The organism is Vibrio pacinii DSM 19139 (genome assembly GCF_000711795.1).
Taxonomy (GTDB): Bacteria; Pseudomonadota; Gammaproteobacteria; order Enterobacterales; family Vibrionaceae; genus Vibrio; species Vibrio pacinii.
Genome location: NZ_JONH01000002.1, coordinates 177,670 through 197,937 on the forward strand (window position 1 = coordinate 177,670; position 20,268 = coordinate 197,937).

Genomic DNA, 20,268 nt, shown 5'->3' on the forward strand with positions numbered 1-20,268 from the left:
TTTGACTATTGGGTTCTTAATCGTTGCCAATATTTTTCGTAAATAGCCAGCGCTTGTGGGCCGACATCATTGATAAACTCACCGTTTTTGACATCTTGCTCGGCGGGGAAAATGGTCGGGTTATTTTTTAATGCATCAGGTAACAAGGCTCGTCCGGCTTTGGTTGCCGATGCATAACCTAAACTCTTGACGATTTCCGCCTGATTGTCAGCTTGGTACATAAAGTTAATAAATTGATGAGCCAAAGCTTTGTTTTTACTGCCCGATGGAATGGTGAAGTTATCCATCCACAGTATCGCTCCCTCTTGTGGCATCACAAACTGCAATTCTGCCATCTCTACTTGACCTTGATAGGCATTTCCATTCCACTGCATACCAACTACAGCGTCACCAGACAAAAACGGCATTTGCGGTGCATCTGAATTATAGAGCAAGACATTCTCTTGTAGATCGACTAACGAGTCATACGCGGCTTTGATTTCATCCTCATTTTGACTGTTGATGCTAAAGCCTTTCAGTTTGAGCGCCATGCCAAACACATCACGGATATCGTCAATCAGCATCACTTGCTGAGCGTATTTTACATCCCAAAGATCAGCCCAACGGGTGATCGGCACATCGACCATTTGCTGGTTGTAGCTGATGCCTGTCACACCCCAGATATAAGGAAGTGAATAGCGGTTTTGTGAGTCGTGTGCTTGGCCAAGCAAGCCATCCATCGTGTCTTGCATATTAGGAATTTGTTTGTGGTCTAGTTCAGATAACAACCCTTCACGCGCCATTTTGTCGATAAAATAAGCCGACGCAAACACCACATCGTAACCACCGCCTTTGACTAGCTTAAGCTTAGTGTACATAGATTCGTTATTTTCAAACGTGGTGTAGTTGATGACCACATTTTGTTGTTTCTCAAAAGCTTTTAGCGAGGCTTCCGGTAAATAGCCACCCCACGCATAGACATTGAGTACTGTCTTTTCAGCATAGGAAAAAGAACTAAATGCCAGCGTGGTTACCATCAAGCCCTTAATCAATGATTTCATAGTTTGCTTATCCAAAACAAAGCCAGCACCATGCTGGGATTAGGCGCATCATTGAGCAAACGTTAAATAATTGAAAACAAATTATATTTATCCTGAAAAGAAAAATTGATTATCGAGATCGAACGGCATAAAACCTTTTATTTTTAACTCTCGCTCTAAATAGGAGATATGCCCTTATTGCAAAGTAGGCAAGAGAACACACAATTTACTAATAGTTATGATTAGTTAGTGCAGCTGCAAATATGTATTAAGTCTGACAACGGCTCTCAATCACTGCTTATTTACTTTTACATAGTTCATACAAGTTCATATAGTCACGGATAAATTGAGAGGACAATCGAGCGAAACTATGAAGCTTAAAGGTAAAAAAGTGACCATCCGTGTCGCCCTCGGGACATTATTTGTATTGGTCACCGCCACCACCATCGCTGTTGCCGTTTCGCTGCAATATTACTTTTATAAAAAGTCAGAGCTCGATAACACACTGCTCAAATACCACAACATTTCAAGTCACATAAAAACGCAGTTGCTACAACTGGATAAAACGGCTGTCGGTCTGATAGATAAAGCCGCTTTATCATTCGACATCTTTGATATCTCCATCAAAGATCAAGATCAGTTACTGAAATTATTTACAACCATATTGTCATACGACGACAATATCTACAGCACCTACCTTGCAGATGATCAAGAGAATCTATTTCAAGTCATCAACCTTAATGCCAAAGCCAGCCAAAGAAAAATTGCAAGTGAAACCGATGAGAATTGGCTTGTTGTCGACCACTACACTACTAGCGAAGGTCGCAACAAGACCCTCTACTTCTACGATAATGCATTAAAACTAACACGCAGCATGACCGTTAAAAGCAATTTAATTCCCTCGCTACGTCCATGGTTTCAAGACGCCCGTGTCGATACAGTGAACAAAACCGAACCTTACCTATTCAACCACCTAAATATTAGTGGGCAGACCTACTCAAAACGAATCCAAAACACTAATCTTGTTGTTGGTCTCGACTACACACTTCCTACCATTCAGTCTTACTTAAAACGTAACGATCAGGCCATTATGTCTGAAAAATCGTTCGAAGCTTACCTCTTCCTAGAGGATGGTCGCCTAGTCGCAACTAATCAAGACATCAAGATCGATCAAGACCTTCCTGTGACTCAATCATTGAATTTGACCGAGGCGCAAAAAACGCTTATCAACAGAACACCACCATTAACAGTTTCAAGCCAACTTGATTGGGAGCCGATCGATTTCGCGGTCTCCGGCCATCCGTACGGATATGCGATCGACCTGATGAATTTAATTAGTTTAAAAACTGGCTTAAAGTTCAATTATATCAATGGTTTGGACTGGGAAAAGCTAGTGCAACAATTTGATCAAGGACACATCGACCTACTTCACTCTGTCGCCACTGGCAGTCATTCTGAACGACCCAATCCTAATCTCCTACTACCTATGTATTCTTTACCTTACGCGCTTGCTGTCACCAACAATGACACCAATATTGAAACGTTGCAGCAAACTCAAGCATTGAAAGTGGGTGTACTCGAAGGTTGGACTATTCTCAATCAGTTTAAACAAGCCTTACCACTAGCCCAATTCAATGAATACCCGACTTTGAGCGCAGCTCTAGAAGAACTTAATCAAGGAATTATCGATGCCGTGCTTGATAATGCTCTGGTTTTAGATAAGAAAATATCAACCCTCGCGATTAAAAATTCATCCGTGATGCCGATTTCAGCACAGATCCTCAATGATACTTTCAGTTTAAAAGTTAAACCTTTACACGCCGATCTGCTTCCGATCATTTCGCAGGCTTTAGACAGTATCACTGATGAAAAAGGCCAGCAGTACTTACGAAATAAGTGGATGAGAGAGCGTCCTATTTACACCCATATTCCTTACGAATCGCTGATCGAACTGAGTAAAGCGGCTCAGAATCACGGAACGATCCAAGAGATCACACTTAATGGTGAACACTTCTACTTATTCTTAGAAAAGCTTGCCACATCAGAACAACAAATCGTTGCAATTTTAATCAAAAAACAACAAATATTAGATTCCGTCAATCAACGTATTTACTACTTTCTATCCTACTCTTTGATTATATTGTTTCTACTGCTACCAGTAGTATGGGTATTAGCGATTCCCGTAGTGCGACCAATTAAAGAAATAGAACGCCAATCAAAGCTGATTGCACAGCGTCGTTACCACCAGATCGAACTCATTCCTAGCCGTATAAAAGAGACTCACCAGCTTTCTGATTCCATGTGCTCTATGGCTACAGCACTCCATGCTTACGAGAAAGAACAACAGCTATTTGTCGACTCCTTTATTAAGTTGGTTGCCGATGCCATCGATGAAAAATCGCCTTATACTGGTAGCCACTGTATGCGTGTTCCTGATTTAGCCATGATGTTGATGGAAAAGGTACAAAATAGTGATAGCACTGAGTTCGATGGTTTTAGTTTTAAGACTCGTGCTGAATGGCGTGAGTTTGAAGTTGCCGCTTGGCTGCATGATTGCGGTAAGATCACCACACCCGAATATGTGGTCGACAAAGCGACCAAGCTTGAAACTAACTACAACCGCATCCATGAAATTCGTACGCGTTTTGAGGTGCTGTGGCGCGATGAGAAAATCGCGGCGCTAGAAAGTCAGCTAAATGGCACAATAAGCGATGAAGAAGCAGAAAAAACGTTATCCGAGCGCTTTAGCACACTTAGTCAACAATTTGAATTTATCGCTCAAGCCAATATCGGTGGTGAGTTTATGAGTGATGAAAGCATCAAAAAAATCGTCACGATTGGCCAACAGACTTGGTATAAATATTTTGATGACAGCTTAGGCTTATCTTCGAATGAGCTCGAACGTTATCAACGCCAACCACTATGCAAAAACAAGCTTGAAACTCTGCTCAGCGATAAGCTCTCTCACCTTATTAAACGCGAGAGAGACTATCAGCTTGCCCCTGATCTAGGAATTGATATGGAAATTCCAGAGCACATGTACAATCTAGGTGAAATCTATAACCTAACGATTCGCCGTGGCACACTAACGGTAGAAGAACGATTTAAGATCAATGAGCATATGATTAGCGGTATCAAAATGCTCAATAACATCCCATTCCCACCAGATCTTGAGCGGGTACCGCGTTACGCGACCACTCACCATGAAACCCTTAAGGGCACAGGTTACCCACGCAAACTATCAGCGCAGGATCTTTCGATACCCGAGCGCGTACTGGCAATTGCTGATGTATTTGAGGCTCTGACTGCATCTGATCGACCGTATAAACAACCTAAGACCATCAGTGCCGCGCTCGATATTTTGCATAATATGGTTAAAGACAATCATCTAGATAGCAGGCTGTTTAAGTTATTCATCCAAGAAAAAGTCTATCTTATTTATGCCCAGCAATACCTAAAGCCAGCGCAGATTGATGAGATCAATATCGACAAATATTTAATATCGACCAACAATTTATTTAGCAACGACAAGACAAATAGTAGCGCACAATAAGCGCAGAGCATGGTAACGAAAACTTACCGATAGGATAAACCTAGCAATCCAGAATGTTTATTCATCACTCTCGTCCCCTTTAAGAATAGCTGGGCATACCTGGTCACACTGAAACTGTTGAATAACGATCTCAACGCGTCGACGACTATGATGGTATGCTCCTAGTGTATGGTTAGAAAATACTGGCAGTTGTTCACCTCTCCCTTCAGTAGTGATCCATGCATTGGGCAGCCCTTTATCTACCAATGCTTGTCTCACCGATTCGGCACGCCGCTCCGACAAACGCTGGTTGTAACGAGTGGAACCCACTTCATCCGTATAGCCGACGATCCTAATCTTAGCCTGCTCACCCTGTTTTAACCCACTAACCAGTTGGTTAAGAGCCTGATGATGAGCGAAGGATAGGTTGACATGGTCAAACTCAAAAGGGGGTAGCAGCCATTTAACATCACGAATCATCTCAGCTAATGTAGCCTTCTCCACCTTCGCCGGAGAAAGCGGCTCTGGTGGAGGTGTAGTTGTACTCTCCACATTCAAGGAGGTGAGGTGCTCCGTCGGAGATGCAGAGTCAGGCCGACCAAAATAATAATGAACACCAAGTATCCCTTGGTGCACATCAAACGTATCGCCTACACCAGGAGTCAGACGATAACCAAGGTGAGCAGCGAGATCATCGGTAAAAGCGTAACTCACGCCCGTTTCAAGAAGTGGAGACACACCCTGTTCAGCCCCGTGCCACGAAGTAGAAGTCCAATAAGTCACACCCAGACGACCGTAATAACCAAACCTAGATTGCGTTCGATGATAAGTGGCGCTCACACTATACAAGTCAGCTTCTAACTCTTCCATCTCTGGATCCTGCGTTGCAAAAAAAGTATAGCCTACTCCCACACTCAGTGAATCACTTATGGCTTTACCTAGTCCTAGCCCTAAAAATGGACGAGACACGAACTCATACACCTTATTGCTCTGAACAGCTAACACTCCCAGTTCCATTTCCCCAAACCACTCTGAGGCAAAGGTAACCATAGGCAACGCACTCAAACAGACCACAACCCACACATTACAGCCCATCATCGGTCTCTCTTTATTCATGACATATCACCGAGGTTTCATAACTAGATGCATCTTGATTTTGAGCAAAATCTGGCGCATCAATTCGGCAATGCGCTTGGGACCCCATCTTAATTAAAAGAGGGAACGTAATAGCGTCATCCTCAAGTAAAACAAGTCCCTGACCAATAACGGTAGTAATGTATTCCCCCTCAAGAGTACTAACTAAAGCCCCCAGTTTCGGTCTCTCTCCTTTTTCCGTCTGGACCGACAAGACGACCGAATGGTGATGTGAGGCTTCAAACTGATGAAAGCCCACCGAGCCATAGGAAAGCTGAACATTTTTTTTGATAGAGTTTAATTTAACGTTATCTGGAATAGAGCTGGGCACTACCTGAATCACAGTATCCTGATAAGCAGGAATACGGTTTATTACTGCTAGGCCGGACTCATTCGTTACCTGTTGCGCCCCTCCCCCAGATAAAACAATATCTTTAGTATCGTCGATAGACACCACGGCAAAGGTTTCCCCAATAGGTGCTGAAGAAGCAATCAACTCCTTTTTGGCCAACACGACACCACCATTCAAACTGACATGGGAGGAATAAGTATGATTATCCGAAACACTCCCCCCAACAGAAACACTACCCAATCCTTTTTGAGTGCTGTAAGAAGTGGCGACATTATCGCTGTCACCGCTTCGACTGTAGTCTAGCGACCATTGACCGTCGTCAAGCTGATTGCGATAAGATAGCCTATTATACCACTGGCTTGCGGTATAATTCGTGTTCCAAGAAGCCGTTTCTCTTGGGCCTAAAGGCACCTGAACGGTGACATAAACAGATTCGTCCTTCTCTCCCTCTTCGCTATGGCGTGATTGCAGATTAACCGACAAGTTCGCTATATTGAACGACTTACTGTAACTTAGTCCGTAGGTGGTGATGGCATCATCATTGTATTGAACGCTTTTGTTGTGATACATAGAAATACTGCCGTAATTATTCAGGCTCAAAGACGCGGACAAGGAGTAAGAGTAATCGGGCTTGTTATCGCTTTCTGTTGCATCACCGACATCACTTTCGCTGCGGTAATTTGGCGAGAACTTATTAAGCACTACACCTACCGAGCCTCGCTTATCCCACCAGTTGGTATTGACACTGGTCTCTAAACTCCAGCCTAATCCGTTGAATTCATTATTCGAATATTTTTGTTTTATAAAACCACTCCAAAGATCGCCTGAATAATGGAACGTCCCGGCATACCCTAAGTACTGCTGATGGCCCAACCAGAGTGCGGAATAATCAAACCCCATGCCATTTATAAAAGGCCCTCGATATTCAGCCAACACTAAGGGAGATCCCCCCCCTTCCTCCTCGCTTTCATAAGCGCCCAATGCAATGCTAAAACTAGCCGCCTGTGTGCTCGGCTTTCCTTCGGCGATGGTGGGCACCTCAAACGTGTCAACTTCCCCAAGACTGTTTTTGATCGACACGGACAACGGCCGCCCCGAGGTTATCCCAGAGACCTGTTCAATGCGGAACGAACCAGGTGGCACCATGGTAGTGTATATCACCCGATTGGCTTGCGAAATTTCCACCACAGATTGCTCTGTGACGGTGCCTTCGACAGGAATGAGCAATTGCTGAGATGGCAAGGAATAGTTGGTAGATGACCATTGCATACCAGTAAACCCCACACCACCAAAGCTATCACTTTTGGCTTGAAGCTGGCCGACTTGAAACAACGTACTTTTGTCGAATACCTCGGTCGCCAAATAAAACTCCTGATGGCTCAGCGACCACTCATTACGATAAAAGTTAACGTATTCACGACTTCTAAAAACCCAGTTATAGGCATTAAATCCCAGCTCTAAGTCTCCATTCAACGAAGGAATACGCTCTGTTTGCGACTGAAAAACACTGCCATAGATTCGATAGTTCATCAGCCCTGCCACCCCTCCAGTGTCATAGGGTAGAGGGGCGTCTGAGGTATCAATGTATTCATTGGGCAATGTTAGGTGCACAGCATTTTCGTCTGGCAGATAACGCACCTCCAACAATAAGGGTGGTGCGCAGCTATCCCCAAAATAAGTGGATTTTAGAGTCAGTGCTTTCGCTAAGGCTTGGTCAAAACACAAGGTGCCATCAGATTGAAAAAACAGAGCGCTTTTTTTCTTTATTGAACTATTAATTACCACTTCAACGGCGTTGTCCCCAGGATAAAACTTTTTATCGGTAGCAAAAAAGTCTGCCACATCTGAAGAAATACCGCGACTCTCCAACAAAGCCTTATCAAAGACTACAAAGCCTTTCCCCTCTTTGGCATATACTAGCGAAAAAGCCCATCCCCATATAAATATCCCTCCAATGATGATCCATTTCATCTTATCTCACTACTGCCCCCAAAATGTGACATCTTTGAGTTTGTACCCATAACGACTCAATGGAGAGAGCACTAACCCTTGCGACTCTGCACCAATGGGAATGTCAGGCAAAGTCACGCGCTCTCCGGGACGAAGGTAAGGCTGCCCAAAGCCAACGGTTTTACCCGTTTTTACCAGCGTAACTTGTGGTATGAGTCTAACCACTTGGCGAGAAGGGTTATGCAGAATCAGCGTATCGGATTTTCTGGTCAGAGTTAAAGCCTCCCAAGGAGTGCCACTAGGTACCCAGTTATCGGGTGTAATAAGAAACCCTATTTCCTGACGAACGGGAATACTGATGTTGTTTGCTCGTGGCTGGCCGACCCCTTCAAATCCCACTTTCAACAGGTACTCTCGGTCGATAGGATCGCCTGGGCGCAAAGTAAAGGTGACGTATTGCGTACTGTCAGCATTGACTCGGGTTACAGGTGGGTTAATCAACACCCTATCGGCGAAGGCTTCATCCCCCGGCAAGTCTTCTAAAGTCGTCAAAAGAAGCATCGGAGTCTGTCCCGTATTTGCCACATTGAAGGTGACATCCTGTTTACCCGCCTCTAAAATGACGGTGTTGGTTTGTAGCTTAAAACTGGTCGCTAACACAGGAAAAGCCAAAAGGGTGGCCAAAAGAAAAGGCAATATTGCCTTAGGTTTAAACCTCAACATTAAAGAAACCTCTCATCAAACAGGAAGATTAACTCCTCCTGTTTGTTGTACATCAATACTTTAGTGTTAAATACTAAAGGCAAAGTTCATGGTAGCTGAACCATCTAGTTCAACGTTACTCACAATTGGCCCGAAATCAGAGCTTCTACTCAAGTAAGGAGTAATTTCCACATCTGCCTGAAAATTTCTGCCACTCTTTAGCTTATTGCTCCCTTCTGCCCAGCCAGTCACATAGGTAGAACTATTGGTTAGAACCACGCTTTCAACAGCATTGAAACTGCTAGTTTCAGACTGCATCAATTTAGACAGATCCCCATCAACAGAGGCGTTTATAACTCTACCTGTGTAATAACCTATATTCCCTTGGTCTCCGTTTTTACCAAGACCAAACCTGGTTGTTGATGACGAAGTCACAGAATCGCTGCGATTGTCCACCGTTTTGAATGTCAAATAAGTGGTCGCATCACAGTTAATCGTGTAGGTTTGCTTTACGGTTCCCAGTTTTTTATCTTCCCTTCCAACCTGAGAAGAAGAAATCTCTCCAAAGTTGTATACACCTGCCTCGCTGGCAGTCACGGTACATGAAGGGGCCCTCACTGTCCCAGAAACCGTCAGTTCTGAATTCGGTGCGGGAGCGGCCATGGCAGAGCCTGCAATAATGAGTAAGCTTGGAAAAAAAAGCATTTTCATAAGTTTCAACTCCTTTGTTTTATTCAACATATTCAGATACCAAAACGAAAGTTCATCGTAAATGACCCATTTAGATCAATATTTTCCGCCGCGGCTTCAAGCCTCGCAAAGCTAGGGTGTACCGACAGGTCTGCTGTAAAAGTTTTCCCCACGCTCAAGGTGTTACTCGTGTCAGACCAACCAATAAAAGCGTTAGGTCTCGTATCTAACCACTGCTCTTGTGACGGAGTAAACGACCCAGAAGAATCAGTGTCAAAGGCTAATTTTTTATCAACGCCATCGACCATTGCGTTGTCAATCTTGACTTGGTAAGTACCGATTTTTTCCTCATTGTGCGTACCGAAACCAAATGAGGTGTTAGAGCTAGCAGTTGCAGTTCCAGCACGGTTGTCCACTGCGCTGAACAACATATACGTCTCTGCACTACAATTGATAGTCAGAGCCTTGGTAACCACGTCAGCTTGAAGTGTTGACAACGAAATTTGGCCAAGATCAAACCTTTGACCATCCTCAGCAGCTACCGTGCACGATGGAACCGAAACGATACCCTTGACTATAATCTCAGCGGTCGGCGTACTAGCCAGAGTAACTGAGGTCAGGAGCATGGAAGGAAGAGTAATAAATAGAGTTTTCATTAATTACCTCACTAAATACCAAAAGAGAAATTCATTGTCATAGAGCCTTGTAGACTCACATCCGTCGTGACATCACCAAAATCGCTGTCTTGTGCCAATATTGGTTGGATAGTGATGTCAGCAGAGAATTTTTGACCCGCATACAGGGTGTTTTTTGCCGCAGCCCAAGCGATCCACATGCCATTCTTAGAGGGAAAGAAAACCTCATCATAAACATGGAAGCTTCGGTCTGAGGGCGAATGGATAGAATAATCAGGATAGCCTGCACTGCCCGTATATCCTCCAGCTTTTGCAGGTTGGCCATCAACGCTGAGGTCACTTATGAGGGCAGTGTAGTAGCCCACCTTACCCTCGCCATTAAAGCCCAGACCAAAGGAGTTGTAAGAATTATAGGTCACGCTGTCTTGTTGATTATCAACGCTGCTAACCATTAAGTAGGTCTGACCATCACACAAAATCTCCCAAGCTTGAGCTTTGGCCGGCAGCTTGGTTTCACTTGAGCTGAGTAAAGTGTGGGAAATATCTCCGAAATCGTAATCTCCACCTTGTGGAGCTTCTACGGTGCAACTATTAGGGACAATCTTTCCAGACACAGCAAAGGTGATAGAAGGGCTATCAGCCAACACTGAAGGGGCAATAGATATAGACATCATTAAGATGTTGATGGTTTTCACTGTCCTTGACATACATACTTTTGTATATCTCCTAAAAAAGGGGACATTTGAATGTTCCTTTGTCACTGCTTTTTCCATAATTATTGTTCTCCAAAATGGGGTTGTTTGAATAGAGGAACTTAACTGCCTCGTTAAAACGCTCAGCCGTTCAGACGGATATAGACAATAGGGAGGTCGCAAGGGTATAGAATAGGTCGCACAGTGGTGCGATCACACTAGTCACATCATCCATCGCGAACCAACCCCAAATAAAAGCTATCAGCATCAGTCAAGACGACGCGGTTTATCTTGGACGCGGTTTATCTTGGTTTTTTTAATAGCGCATAGCAAACAAACACAATGTTTAATTTTTAACCTGATACATTTTTGACAACACTTAAGTGGCATGTGCCACATGTGATTAATCCTTACTTGTTTTTAGCGACCAAATTATGTATTGAATCGGTCCCTAAAGTGGGTAAACTTGCTCCCCCTTTTTCACTATGGTTTGAAATGGAGCGAAATATGTACATCGGATTTGACTATGGCACCGCTAACTGCTCAGTTGCCGTCATGAAAGATGACCAGCCCACGCTGGTTCAGTTAGAAGGTGAGCAGACTTATATTGCTTCCACGATTTGTGCACCGACTCGCGAGTCCATTACCGAGTCCTTGTTTCGTCATCACAATATCAAACCCAGTGACGCCGTCGGTGAGCAGCTCCTTCGCGCCGCTATTCGCTTCAACGATGAAGAAGGTATTGATGTCACTCCGAGCGATATTTTATTCGGTGATGCGGCACTAAAGCAGTACTTGAGTGACCCTGACGATCACTATTTTGTCAAAAGCCCGAAATCCTTTCTTGGCGCAACGGGACTCAAAGCACCACAGATACGCTTTTTTGAAGATCTGGTGTGCGCCATGATGGTCAATATCAAAAACCGCGCAGAAACACAGCTCGCACAATCGATCGAGAGCGCGGTCATTGGCCGCCCCGTGAACTTTCAAGGAACCGGTGGTGACAAAGCCAACCAACAAGCAATCGCGATACTGGATGCCGCAGCAACACGAGCGGGCTTTAAACAGGTAAGCTACCAATTTGAGCCCGTCGCTGCAGGAGTAGATTTTGAAGCAACTCTGACCAAAGATAAGTTAGTGTTGGTCGTCGATATTGGTGGTGGTACAACCGACTGTTCACTCTTAAAAATGGGCCCAGAGCGCGCGAAAAAAAGTGATCGAAGCGATGACTTAATCGCTCACTCCGGTTGCCGTGTCGGCGGAAACGACCTCGATATTAATGTCGCTTTTCAGCAGATTACTCCGTATTTTGGCCGAGGTAGCGAGCTGTTTAGTGGCCGCGCAATGCCATTGACCCAATTTTGGAATCCGGTGGCGATCAATAGTGTTACCGCTCAGGGTGATTTTTATGCAGCAAGTAACCGCATGGCCCTTCGCGACTTGCATAAAGAGGCCAAGCAGCCACAGCAACTGGCACGCTTATTAGAAGTCTATCAGAACCGTTTAGGTCATCAGTTAGTCCGTGGTGCTGAGCTCATGAAAATTGCACTATCGAGTGCAGACAACGCAATTGAACACATTGTCCTGCGCGACGAAAAACTCATGATTGAGTGTAACCGTAGCGATTTTGCCCAAGCCATCGAGAGTACCTGCCTCAAGATAAGTCAACTGATTGATGAAGTATTACTCCAATCAGAAACCAAACCCGATGTCGTGTATGTCACCGGGGGCAGTGCTCGCTCGCCGATGCTGCGTGCACTGATTGAACAGCAATTACCCGGCATTGAAATGGTCACAGGTGACTACTTTGGGTCTGTCACCGCGGGCTTAGCACGTACCGCGCAGCATCATTTTGGTTAAATACATTTACAATTGATCATGCTTTAGTGTGGGCTTACTTGCCGCTGATTATTGCGCTTACTATTGATGGAACTATATTTATAACTGTGCGTCATCAATATTTTTATTTAGATTAGGGGGCATTTGAGAGTTGGGTTGAGCGTTGCGACTGAGCGGTCTCATACTCATATTGGTGTTCAATCTAGATGGATCTATTTGAGGAATGTATGCCGTCACATGAGAAACTGATACAAGTCATCAATATCCAGTCAGAGATAGTGAAACTGGGGCTTGATCTCGGCATGATCATGCAATTTGTTGTCGAGAGGACTTTATCCCTAGTTGACTCAGACGGCGCTGTAATTGAACTGGCTGAACAAGATGCGATGGTCTACCGCGCAGCCTCTGGGATCGCGGCCAAAAGCCTTGGCCTGCGGCTTAGTATTGGCTCAAGCTTATCTGGAATGTGTATTACCTCTGGTGAGATTTTAACCTGCCCCGATTCAGAAATGGATACTAGGGTTGATAAAGCGGCCTGCCGTAAGATGGGGATTCGTGCCATGGTTGTGCTGCCGTTAACCTACCAAGGCAAAACTATTGGGGTGCTCAAAGCCGCCTCTTCTCAAGCGCATAAATTTACCCAACCAGACATATTCTTACTAGATAAACTCGCCATCATGGTGGCTGCGATGATGTCTTTGTGTGAAAAATATGACCGCGATGCACTATTCATTAAAGCCACTCACGACGACATGACCGGGCTCGCCAATAGGGCGCTGTTTATGGATCGATTTCGCACTACTGTTGCTCAGTGCCAAAAGTTTGATCAGCAGTCCGCTGTTGTTATTAGTGACTTGGACGGACTGAAGAAGATTAACGACAACCATGGGCACCGCGCCGGAGATGCCGTGATTAAAGAGTTTGCCCAACGCGTTCAACAAGTCACTGACGTATCCAATACCGTCGCGAGATTGGGGGGCGATGAGTTCGGTGTTATCCTCTCTCCAATCAACCAAGTGAAAGACGTCGAGACTTTTGTTTACAACCTTGAATCAAACTTGGTAGCACCGCTGCATTTTGAAAACCAAACCATCAAGCTCAATACCAGTTGCGGCTACGCATTAATCCCAAGCGACGGACTGGAAATCGATAACTTAATCGATCTCGCCGACAAACGAATGTATGCGGCTAAGCGTTTACGCTATACCAAGCATAAAACCCAGCGTCACTAACGTCATTCTCGCGTAGCGGTAGTCTGGTTAAGACAAGACTAAATATTAACCAACGTCTAAGTAACAATGGGATCTTGCGATCCCATTTTCTATTTCATTTACTCAGTTGGCTCAATCGTCACTGGCTTAAAAGTCGCAGTGGCATTTCCCCCGGCGCCCGGGCGGTCAATATAGGGCGTGTTTTGCATTAGCGTGTAATAAACGTCTACATAATCATCGTCATTGGTGAGAACGCCATCAGGAATAACATCGATGATCTTACCTGTGATTTGGGCGATGATCGCATAGCCTTGCACTTCTGGGTCTGGGATCATTTTCAAGATCTCGCCAGCGGCACTGATCAAGAGTTTAGCTAACTCTTTATAATCTGTGCCATCATCTTGCTCCATCAAAATCATATCGACCGCGCCCCAACGGTAACGAGGCCACAAGATGATGGTCTGCCCTGGGTAGTAATCTTGGCCATCATAGTCGAGGTATGGCATTTCGACGAGATCGATTTGTGGTTCGGCGCGGCTTGGGTCAACACCAGTGATGATCGCATAAACTTCAGCTTTACCCGAGATCCAAGGTTCTTGGTCGTCATTTAGACGGATTTTAGTCAACTGGGTAGTGCTCAAAGGTTGGATATCTTCAGACATCACTGAACGACGGACTTGATTGCTTTTCGTTTTCACCTCCGGCTCATCGATGGTCAGGTTCGTTTGCAGGCCTAAACGCTGCATTTCAGCCTGCATCGCTTGAAGACCAGCGCGCAGTTCTTTGGCGCCGTTGCTGTCGACAACCAATACTGGTACATCAGGCAGTTGATAGACATCAAGCTGGTGAAGCTGACCGTAGATATCGTACGCCTCAATGTATTGCCAGTTTGAGTCATCACCAGCAGGCTCAAACGCGAACAATGGGCTCTCGCCTTGTTGCCATTTTTCGATCATAGAGACATCAGCGATACGTAATTCAATCAAAGAATCCGTAAAATCATCGACTCCTTTCATAGATCGGTAATTTTGATCGGCTTTTTGTAGCTGACGACTAAACGCCGAGTAGGGTTGAACCGCTTGAATATCAGAGATAGACGCAGAGAGGTGTTGCTCTGTAATCCGATTTTTTAAGCTCGATTCCAAACTTTGGTATCGCTGACTGAACTGAAGTGCCAACTGTTGTTTTTGCTGGCTGATTCGCTCCACTTTAGACGCTGTGTCTAAAGATTGGAGATCGATAGAATTTGCATTGGCTTGAAAACCAACCACTGCCGTTGTAAGCATTAAGCTGATGGAAAGATTCGGTCGCATTAAACGTTCCTTGTTGTAATAATTATCAGTAGTAGAGCTTTTGCTCTTACCTTTACAACCTAATCAGCTTCATTGATGAGAGGAAGAAAAATGATTAGTTTCTAAACAAAATTCTTGCTCAAGATCACTGTATAACATTTCTTTCTTGGTATTTAATATTGCTTAACTCGTAAATTTAAAATTTTAAAATTAATAATTTGACACTTAAAATATAATAAACTAAGGCACTAAAGTTAGCACCTTAGTCATAGGTCTTGTCGATTAGTAAGCCGTAAATAACTCAACCACACTATTTGGTTGCTGTGCTGACAGGGTAAAGTGCACATAACCCGGTTTTTCAACCTCAAATTCAAGGTATTGATTTATTCCCTGACCTTGTGTGGAAAAGTCATATTGCTGCATTGATGCCCACCCTTCTAATCCAACAAACATACTGACTGGACTTTGGTCTGCTTGCTTTCCTGTTAACCAGACTCGCACGATACCCGGTCTATTGACATACAAACCAGCGTACCGAATTTGATTGATAGTCAATACATTCGCCTGACTATTTTCCACAACAATAGGTGTGCGCTCATCGGTTTGTTGAACACTTTTACTCTTAGCGTAGGTCTTCACCTCAACAGCTCGGAACGATTCACGTGCCGTCAAACTGAAATAATAACGCCCCGGTGCAACTAACCCATTTGCTTGAGTTTGAAATTCAATCACTTCGTCACTACCCAGTCCAAAATGAGAAGTTTGGTAATCATAATAATGAGCAACGTTTTGGTAACTAGCATACAGATCGGCATCACCATCACCAGTGATTGATACATTAAACTGTTCAGTACCTTCAGGGACATCTACATAGAAAAGGTGTTCCTGGTAAGCTTGAGCTGAAAAGCTTTGTGTATGATTAAGCGCAAGGCTTGTGATCTGCTCCACGTTAGGTTGATCAATATCATCTGCACCATTACCAGATGAATCTTTCGCTACTATATCCAACCAATCAGAAAATTCTTGGTCAAGGGCAACACCTAATGAAGTCACCTCTTCAGCCCACTCTAGGTAGTTTCCAGCTCTTGCATACTGCAAAAGAGTATCAACTTCACTAGGGTGCTTTTCGAACATAAAGCGCACCGCTAAATAGCCCCAGCGATAAATACGATTCACATCGTGCTGATAGTTGGTGACAAACACCTCACTCAGCGATAAATTTTGCGAGCCGATGAGTTCAAGCGCAGCCTGATAATCTTTCTGGTAATGCATGTACTCAGCAAAGCCCTCTAGCCACCAGACAATATGGCCCTCACTCAGCGTGTCATTGAACCCCCCATACAGATTAAAGCGGCCGTCAAGGTAATGAACGTATTCATGCTCTAAGTTAAGGATCGCCAACTCATCGCTCGCATAACGGTAAGCTAAAAAGCGCGCCACGTTGGCAGGTTGGTTGGGGTTTCCTTCAAGATACTGACCGCCATTATCGGTGCTATTACCGAACAAAAAATTTGAATAGGTGGTGTAGGCAGCGTTGTCTTGCCACACCACAACTTCAACCTGACTGTTGTTATCATCTGCGACAGGAATCTGGCCTGAATTCACCACTTGATGGAAGTCCGCTTCTTTGTCATTGAGGATGTCACACGCATGCTGAGCTTGTTGTTGAGTCAGATTCTGCGAGCGAATAATCGCAGCACCGTTGCATTCAAATCGATGTGCCAATAAACGCTGTTCTAACTGCGCTTTACTCGCTGCAATGTTCAGTTCGCGCGCTTTGTCTGGTGCATAGTGTGCCACCATTTCCGCTGCTCCGACCCACAGCTTTTCTTGCTCAGAACCAAGCGGGTAACGGCTCAAAATATGCTCTAGAAACGGCATGACTTGCTGATTCAGCTGAGTGTTTCGCCCTGCCAACAAGCGGCCAGTTTCACGCACTGCGTTATAAACCAAAAACTCGGCATCTGTGCCAAGCGCCCATAAGTTGTTGTCGACAAAACGCTTCAAGCGTTGCACATACTCTGGGTTACGTACTAATTCCGCGTAAAACTCATCTCGTACCACATGCCCATTCATAGCTCGGAATAGATTGTTCAATCCGTCAACATAGCGCAGGTTTTCGCTGCTTTGACGGTTAAACGAGTCGAGCAAAGAGATCATTGAATCCATCGTAATGGGCAGTTGTTTAACACTATCCACCAGCAGAGTAATGGAAGACATCGCCTGTACCTGTTCAGGACCTAAGTTGGTGGCGTAACCTGAACGAATAAAGCGATCTGAGAGCTGAGCGATAGAACGACTGAACGGCTCACTGAAATAGCCATACTGATTTTGAGTCGCGTAGCGAGCGTAATAGGCCGCTTTAAGCAGCTCACTCATATTGGCAATACGTTGCGCTTGCCCTTTTTCGGCCCGGTACTGGTCTACTTCTGCAGACAAACGCTGAACCAGCGGAGCCAGTGATGCTTCGCTATATAGCGTCAAAGCCGCTTCTGATGGCGCATTAAACCAAGATTGGTAGCACGTTTGTTCGGCACCAGCGACACGCTCTATCCAAGCTTGGTTATGAGTTAAATCTTGATAATCACATTGTACGTTAGCGTGAGCGTAACTACTCAAGCCACTCAGTAGACAAGCACCCGCAACTTTGACAAGCACCCATTGACGTTGTTTCATTATTAACACCCTGTTTTTAATAATAATTTGCTGGCGCTTTATAACAAACATCAATGAAATGACTAAAATAACAACAGTTGCGTTTTAGACTCTGATTCAGAAATATGTCCCCTAACCCATCAAGCAATCGTTTCCATTAAACACTTATTTAACAATTAGTTAATACTAAAAAACTCAATACGAAACTGATCAATCTGCTGTTGGTAGTAGGCTTGCCATTGCGAATCACTCATCTGAGCGAAAGTTGTTGTGCGTTGAGAACTTAATAAAAACTTAAGCTCAGAGAGCTGACTCTGGTAGTCCATCACCTGTTGCTCTTGCGTGGCAACTTGCTGCTGGCGAGCAAGAATATCGCTCACCTGTGTAGGCGTCAGATAGAGAGACGATAACTGCTCAACCACCTGCTGTCTTTGCGCTAACGTATAGCTTGATGGAAGCAAAGTTAGCGCTTTCTCAAACCTAGCAACATCGCTTGTGAGACTCAGCGTGGCCTCATTAGCTTGCCAGCGTTCAATCAGCTGTTGGTATTGCTGCACATACTCCTCAGCAGGTTGCGATATAAGAGATTGCGCCTCTAAGGAGAAATCGTAGAGTGTAAACTCGTCAGCCAGAACTCGGCTTGACTCTAGCCCCCACACCATTTCAGCCTGCCGCTTCACTTGTGCCACTTTTTCCGCCAGTGTCGCAAACTGATTTAGCTCCATAGAGCCGATACTGTATTGCCACTGCTGCTTTAACTCTGGGTAATTCGCCACTAAGTCGTAGTCTTGATCAGACAGTGACGAGCTCAACTGTGCCAATTGGGCTTGGCAATTTTGCTCGCTTTGACACGTCAGCCAAAACGTCTCCAGTTGCTGCTGTAGTGCTCGTCCCTGTGGTGTCACAGATGAATCTGCCGTGTCTTGTGAGGCAACCTTTCGCTTTGATGATACTTGCTTGAAAAGCACACTCTGGCTTAACGAAACTTGAGAAGAATCAGCGCGAGCCACATTGCTCTCGACTGACGGCAACGGGTTATCTGGCCCGAAGGCTAACCAACCGACAATGCTCGCCAAAAAGACGAGCATTAAGATTAACAAGAGGCGAAACATTACTTAATCACCGCAGTAACAGGAAAGTGATCCGATAGATTGTAGTGTGTCCACAGACGCTCATCGGTGGAACGCGGTACATCAACTCGATTGTCACTTGATGATGCAATCCGGTACTCATTACTAACCATCACGTAATCTAAATACTCAACGTTTTCTTCCCCTGACGTCACTTCTCCGGCAAAGTCGTTGATGCGTGGATCAAACGTTGAAGCGCTGTAGCCAGAGTAACTTGGCTCAACCGCGCTTAAGTTAGCGATCATCTGTTGGTAATCGCTAGGGAACTTAAGTTTGTTAACGTTAAAATCGCCGCTGTAGACCACGCTTTCACTGTGGGGAATATCGAGTGATTGAGCAAGTTGACGCATCTGTTTGAATTGGCGTTGACGATAATCGCGCGCGGTATCAGTATCGTAAGACGCCGTATGAGTGGCAAAAACATGGTATGCCACTCCCCCTTTGATCACTTCTGCATAATTCACGCCTTTGTCAGCAAAACAGTCAGTACCGGTACAGTCTGGAAAAACATATTGCGCTTGATTAACAATCGGGTAACGGCTAACAATCATCACGCCACCGTCGTAAATATTAAATCCGTCTTTGTCGAGCATGGTTGTCTGATATGGGTACTCTTTAGCTAACTCACGTAAAAAAGCTGCTCGCCCACTGGCAAACACCTCTTGCAGCACAAGCACGTCGTAACCTTTGACATAATCAGGAATCAAATCAAAGCGTTCTCCAATGTGTAAAGCAATCGCAGGAAGTGCCCAAATGTTATAAGTCATCATTTTTAGCGTGTTGGCATCTTGCTCAACCGTCTCATCGTTTTTTTGCGGCGTAATAGTGTAATGCAGGTCGTCATAGCGCGCCGTCTTCATCGATTTAAAAGCAAGTTCGGCACGGCGTTCGCCAAACGCTTGGCTAGTAAAGCGGTGGACGTTGCGATCATTGTGCAGCGACAGGGCCACATCCGCCGCTGAGACACCATGCTCAAGTGTTGAATTGTACCAATGCCCTTTCATCACTTGCTGCAAAGTAACGCTTTCACCAATGGAGTTTGAAACCACCGTATTAAAACGGTACGTCTCACCCGACTTAACCCCTTCCCAGCGATTAAAACTCAACACCGGTTTGGTTTCCCAAGGGCCAAGGGTTTCTGTATGTTGCTGCCACTCTTCGCCATATTTGAGAAAATCAGAACCTTCCTGACTAACTTGAATGATCAAGGGCTGTGCCGAGTTGTTGGTGAGGTAAACATCGGTATCAGCAAAAACTGCGTTTGCCATCAGAGAGGCTAAAGCGATAGAACACTGCTTAAGATTCATTACGTTATCCTTGTTTGATTTTGTTTGGTGGCTCGAATCTAGAGCATATGCTTTACATTGTTGTTGTAAATATGTGACAGTTATTAAAAATAGGTTTGATATGTTACAAGCGTGAACTGGGCACAAAT

At 44.8% G+C, this 20,268-nt stretch carries 14 protein-coding genes; 3 read left to right on the forward strand and 11 right to left on the reverse strand.

From position 1 onward, the window contains the following. Positions 1-5 precede the first annotated feature (5 nt). Positions 6-1,040 (reverse strand): ABC transporter substrate-binding protein, encoded by a 1,035-nt coding sequence (locus BS19_RS03005; protein WP_038173245.1) that lies wholly within the window; start codon positions 1,038-1,040, stop codon positions 6-8. Between the two features lie 349 nt (positions 1,041-1,389). Between BS19_RS03005 and BS19_RS03010 the strand changes: the two genes are divergently transcribed. Beyond that, entirely contained in the window at positions 1,390-4,572 is a 3,183-nt protein-coding gene (locus BS19_RS03010; protein ID WP_051686480.1) for an HD domain-containing phosphohydrolase, read from the forward strand. Between the two features lie 57 nt (positions 4,573-4,629). Here BS19_RS03010 and BS19_RS19600 read toward each other — a convergent pair whose 3' ends face one another. From BS19_RS19600 to BS19_RS03040, 6 genes are all read right to left on the reverse strand, one after another. Then, positions 4,630-5,667 carry an OmpA family protein gene (locus BS19_RS19600; protein ID WP_084185930.1) on the reverse strand — a complete coding sequence of 346 codons (1,038 nt, stop codon included), beginning with the start codon at positions 5,665-5,667 and terminating at the stop codon, positions 4,630-4,632. Next, positions 5,660-8,008, reverse strand: coding sequence for a fimbria/pilus outer membrane usher protein (locus BS19_RS03020; protein WP_038173246.1), 2,349 nt, complete (start codon positions 8,006-8,008; stop codon positions 5,660-5,662). The genes BS19_RS19600 and BS19_RS03020 overlap by 8 nt, the downstream gene beginning before the upstream one ends. 9 nt (positions 8,009-8,017) lie before the next feature. Further along, the gene (locus BS19_RS03025; RefSeq protein WP_051686482.1) at positions 8,018-8,710 is read right to left on the reverse strand and encodes a fimbria/pilus chaperone family protein; all 693 of its coding nucleotides are present in this window, start codon (positions 8,708-8,710) and stop codon (positions 8,018-8,020) included. A gap of 66 nt (positions 8,711-8,776) precedes the next feature. Then, positions 8,777-9,400, reverse strand: a complete 624-nt coding sequence (locus BS19_RS03030; protein ID WP_038173570.1) for a DUF1120 domain-containing protein — start codon at positions 9,398-9,400, stop codon at positions 8,777-8,779. Positions 9,401-9,432: 32 nt separating this feature from the next. Further along, positions 9,433-10,035 carry a DUF1120 domain-containing protein gene (locus BS19_RS03035; RefSeq protein WP_038173247.1) on the reverse strand — a complete coding sequence of 201 codons (603 nt, stop codon included), beginning with the start codon at positions 10,033-10,035 and terminating at the stop codon, positions 9,433-9,435. An 11-nt stretch (positions 10,036-10,046) separates the two neighbouring features. Further along, positions 10,047-10,787, reverse strand: coding sequence for a DUF1120 domain-containing protein (locus BS19_RS03040; RefSeq protein ID WP_084185931.1), 741 nt, complete (start codon positions 10,785-10,787; stop codon positions 10,047-10,049). Positions 10,788-11,213: 426 nt separating this feature from the next. Between BS19_RS03040 and yegD the strand changes: the two genes are divergently transcribed. Together yegD and BS19_RS03050 are read left to right on the forward strand one after the other, a co-directional pair. Continuing rightward, positions 11,214-12,566 (forward strand): molecular chaperone, encoded by a 1,353-nt coding sequence (gene yegD, locus BS19_RS03045; protein ID WP_038173249.1) that lies wholly within the window; start codon positions 11,214-11,216, stop codon positions 12,564-12,566. A 185-nt stretch (positions 12,567-12,751) separates the two neighbouring features. Beyond that, positions 12,752-13,777: a sensor domain-containing diguanylate cyclase gene (locus BS19_RS03050; protein WP_038173250.1), complete on the forward strand. Its 1,026-nt coding sequence runs from the start codon at positions 12,752-12,754 to the stop codon at positions 13,775-13,777. A gap of 98 nt (positions 13,778-13,875) precedes the next feature. Here the strand turns inward: BS19_RS03050 and BS19_RS03055 are convergent, their stop codons facing one another. The 4 genes from BS19_RS03055 to BS19_RS03070 all read right to left on the reverse strand — a co-directional run bounded on the left by BS19_RS03055 (position 13,876) and on the right by BS19_RS03070 (position 20,140). Continuing rightward, the gene (locus BS19_RS03055) at positions 13,876-15,069 is read right to left on the reverse strand and encodes a DUF3103 domain-containing protein (RefSeq protein ID WP_038173252.1); all 1,194 of its coding nucleotides are present in this window, start codon (positions 15,067-15,069) and stop codon (positions 13,876-13,878) included. Between the two features lie 261 nt (positions 15,070-15,330). Continuing rightward, positions 15,331-17,724, reverse strand: a complete 2,394-nt coding sequence (locus tag BS19_RS03060; protein ID WP_038173253.1) for a M9 family metallopeptidase — start codon at positions 17,722-17,724, stop codon at positions 15,331-15,333. 155 nt (positions 17,725-17,879) lie between these two features. Continuing rightward, entirely contained in the window at positions 17,880-18,815 is a 936-nt protein-coding gene (locus BS19_RS03065) for a hypothetical protein (RefSeq protein ID WP_038173254.1), read from the reverse strand. Then, the gene (locus BS19_RS03070; protein WP_038173255.1) at positions 18,815-20,140 is read right to left on the reverse strand and encodes a sphingomyelin phosphodiesterase; all 1,326 of its coding nucleotides are present in this window, start codon (positions 20,138-20,140) and stop codon (positions 18,815-18,817) included. Before BS19_RS03070 ends, BS19_RS03065 begins: the two co-directional genes overlap by 1 nt. Positions 20,141-20,268: the final 128 nt, after the last annotated feature.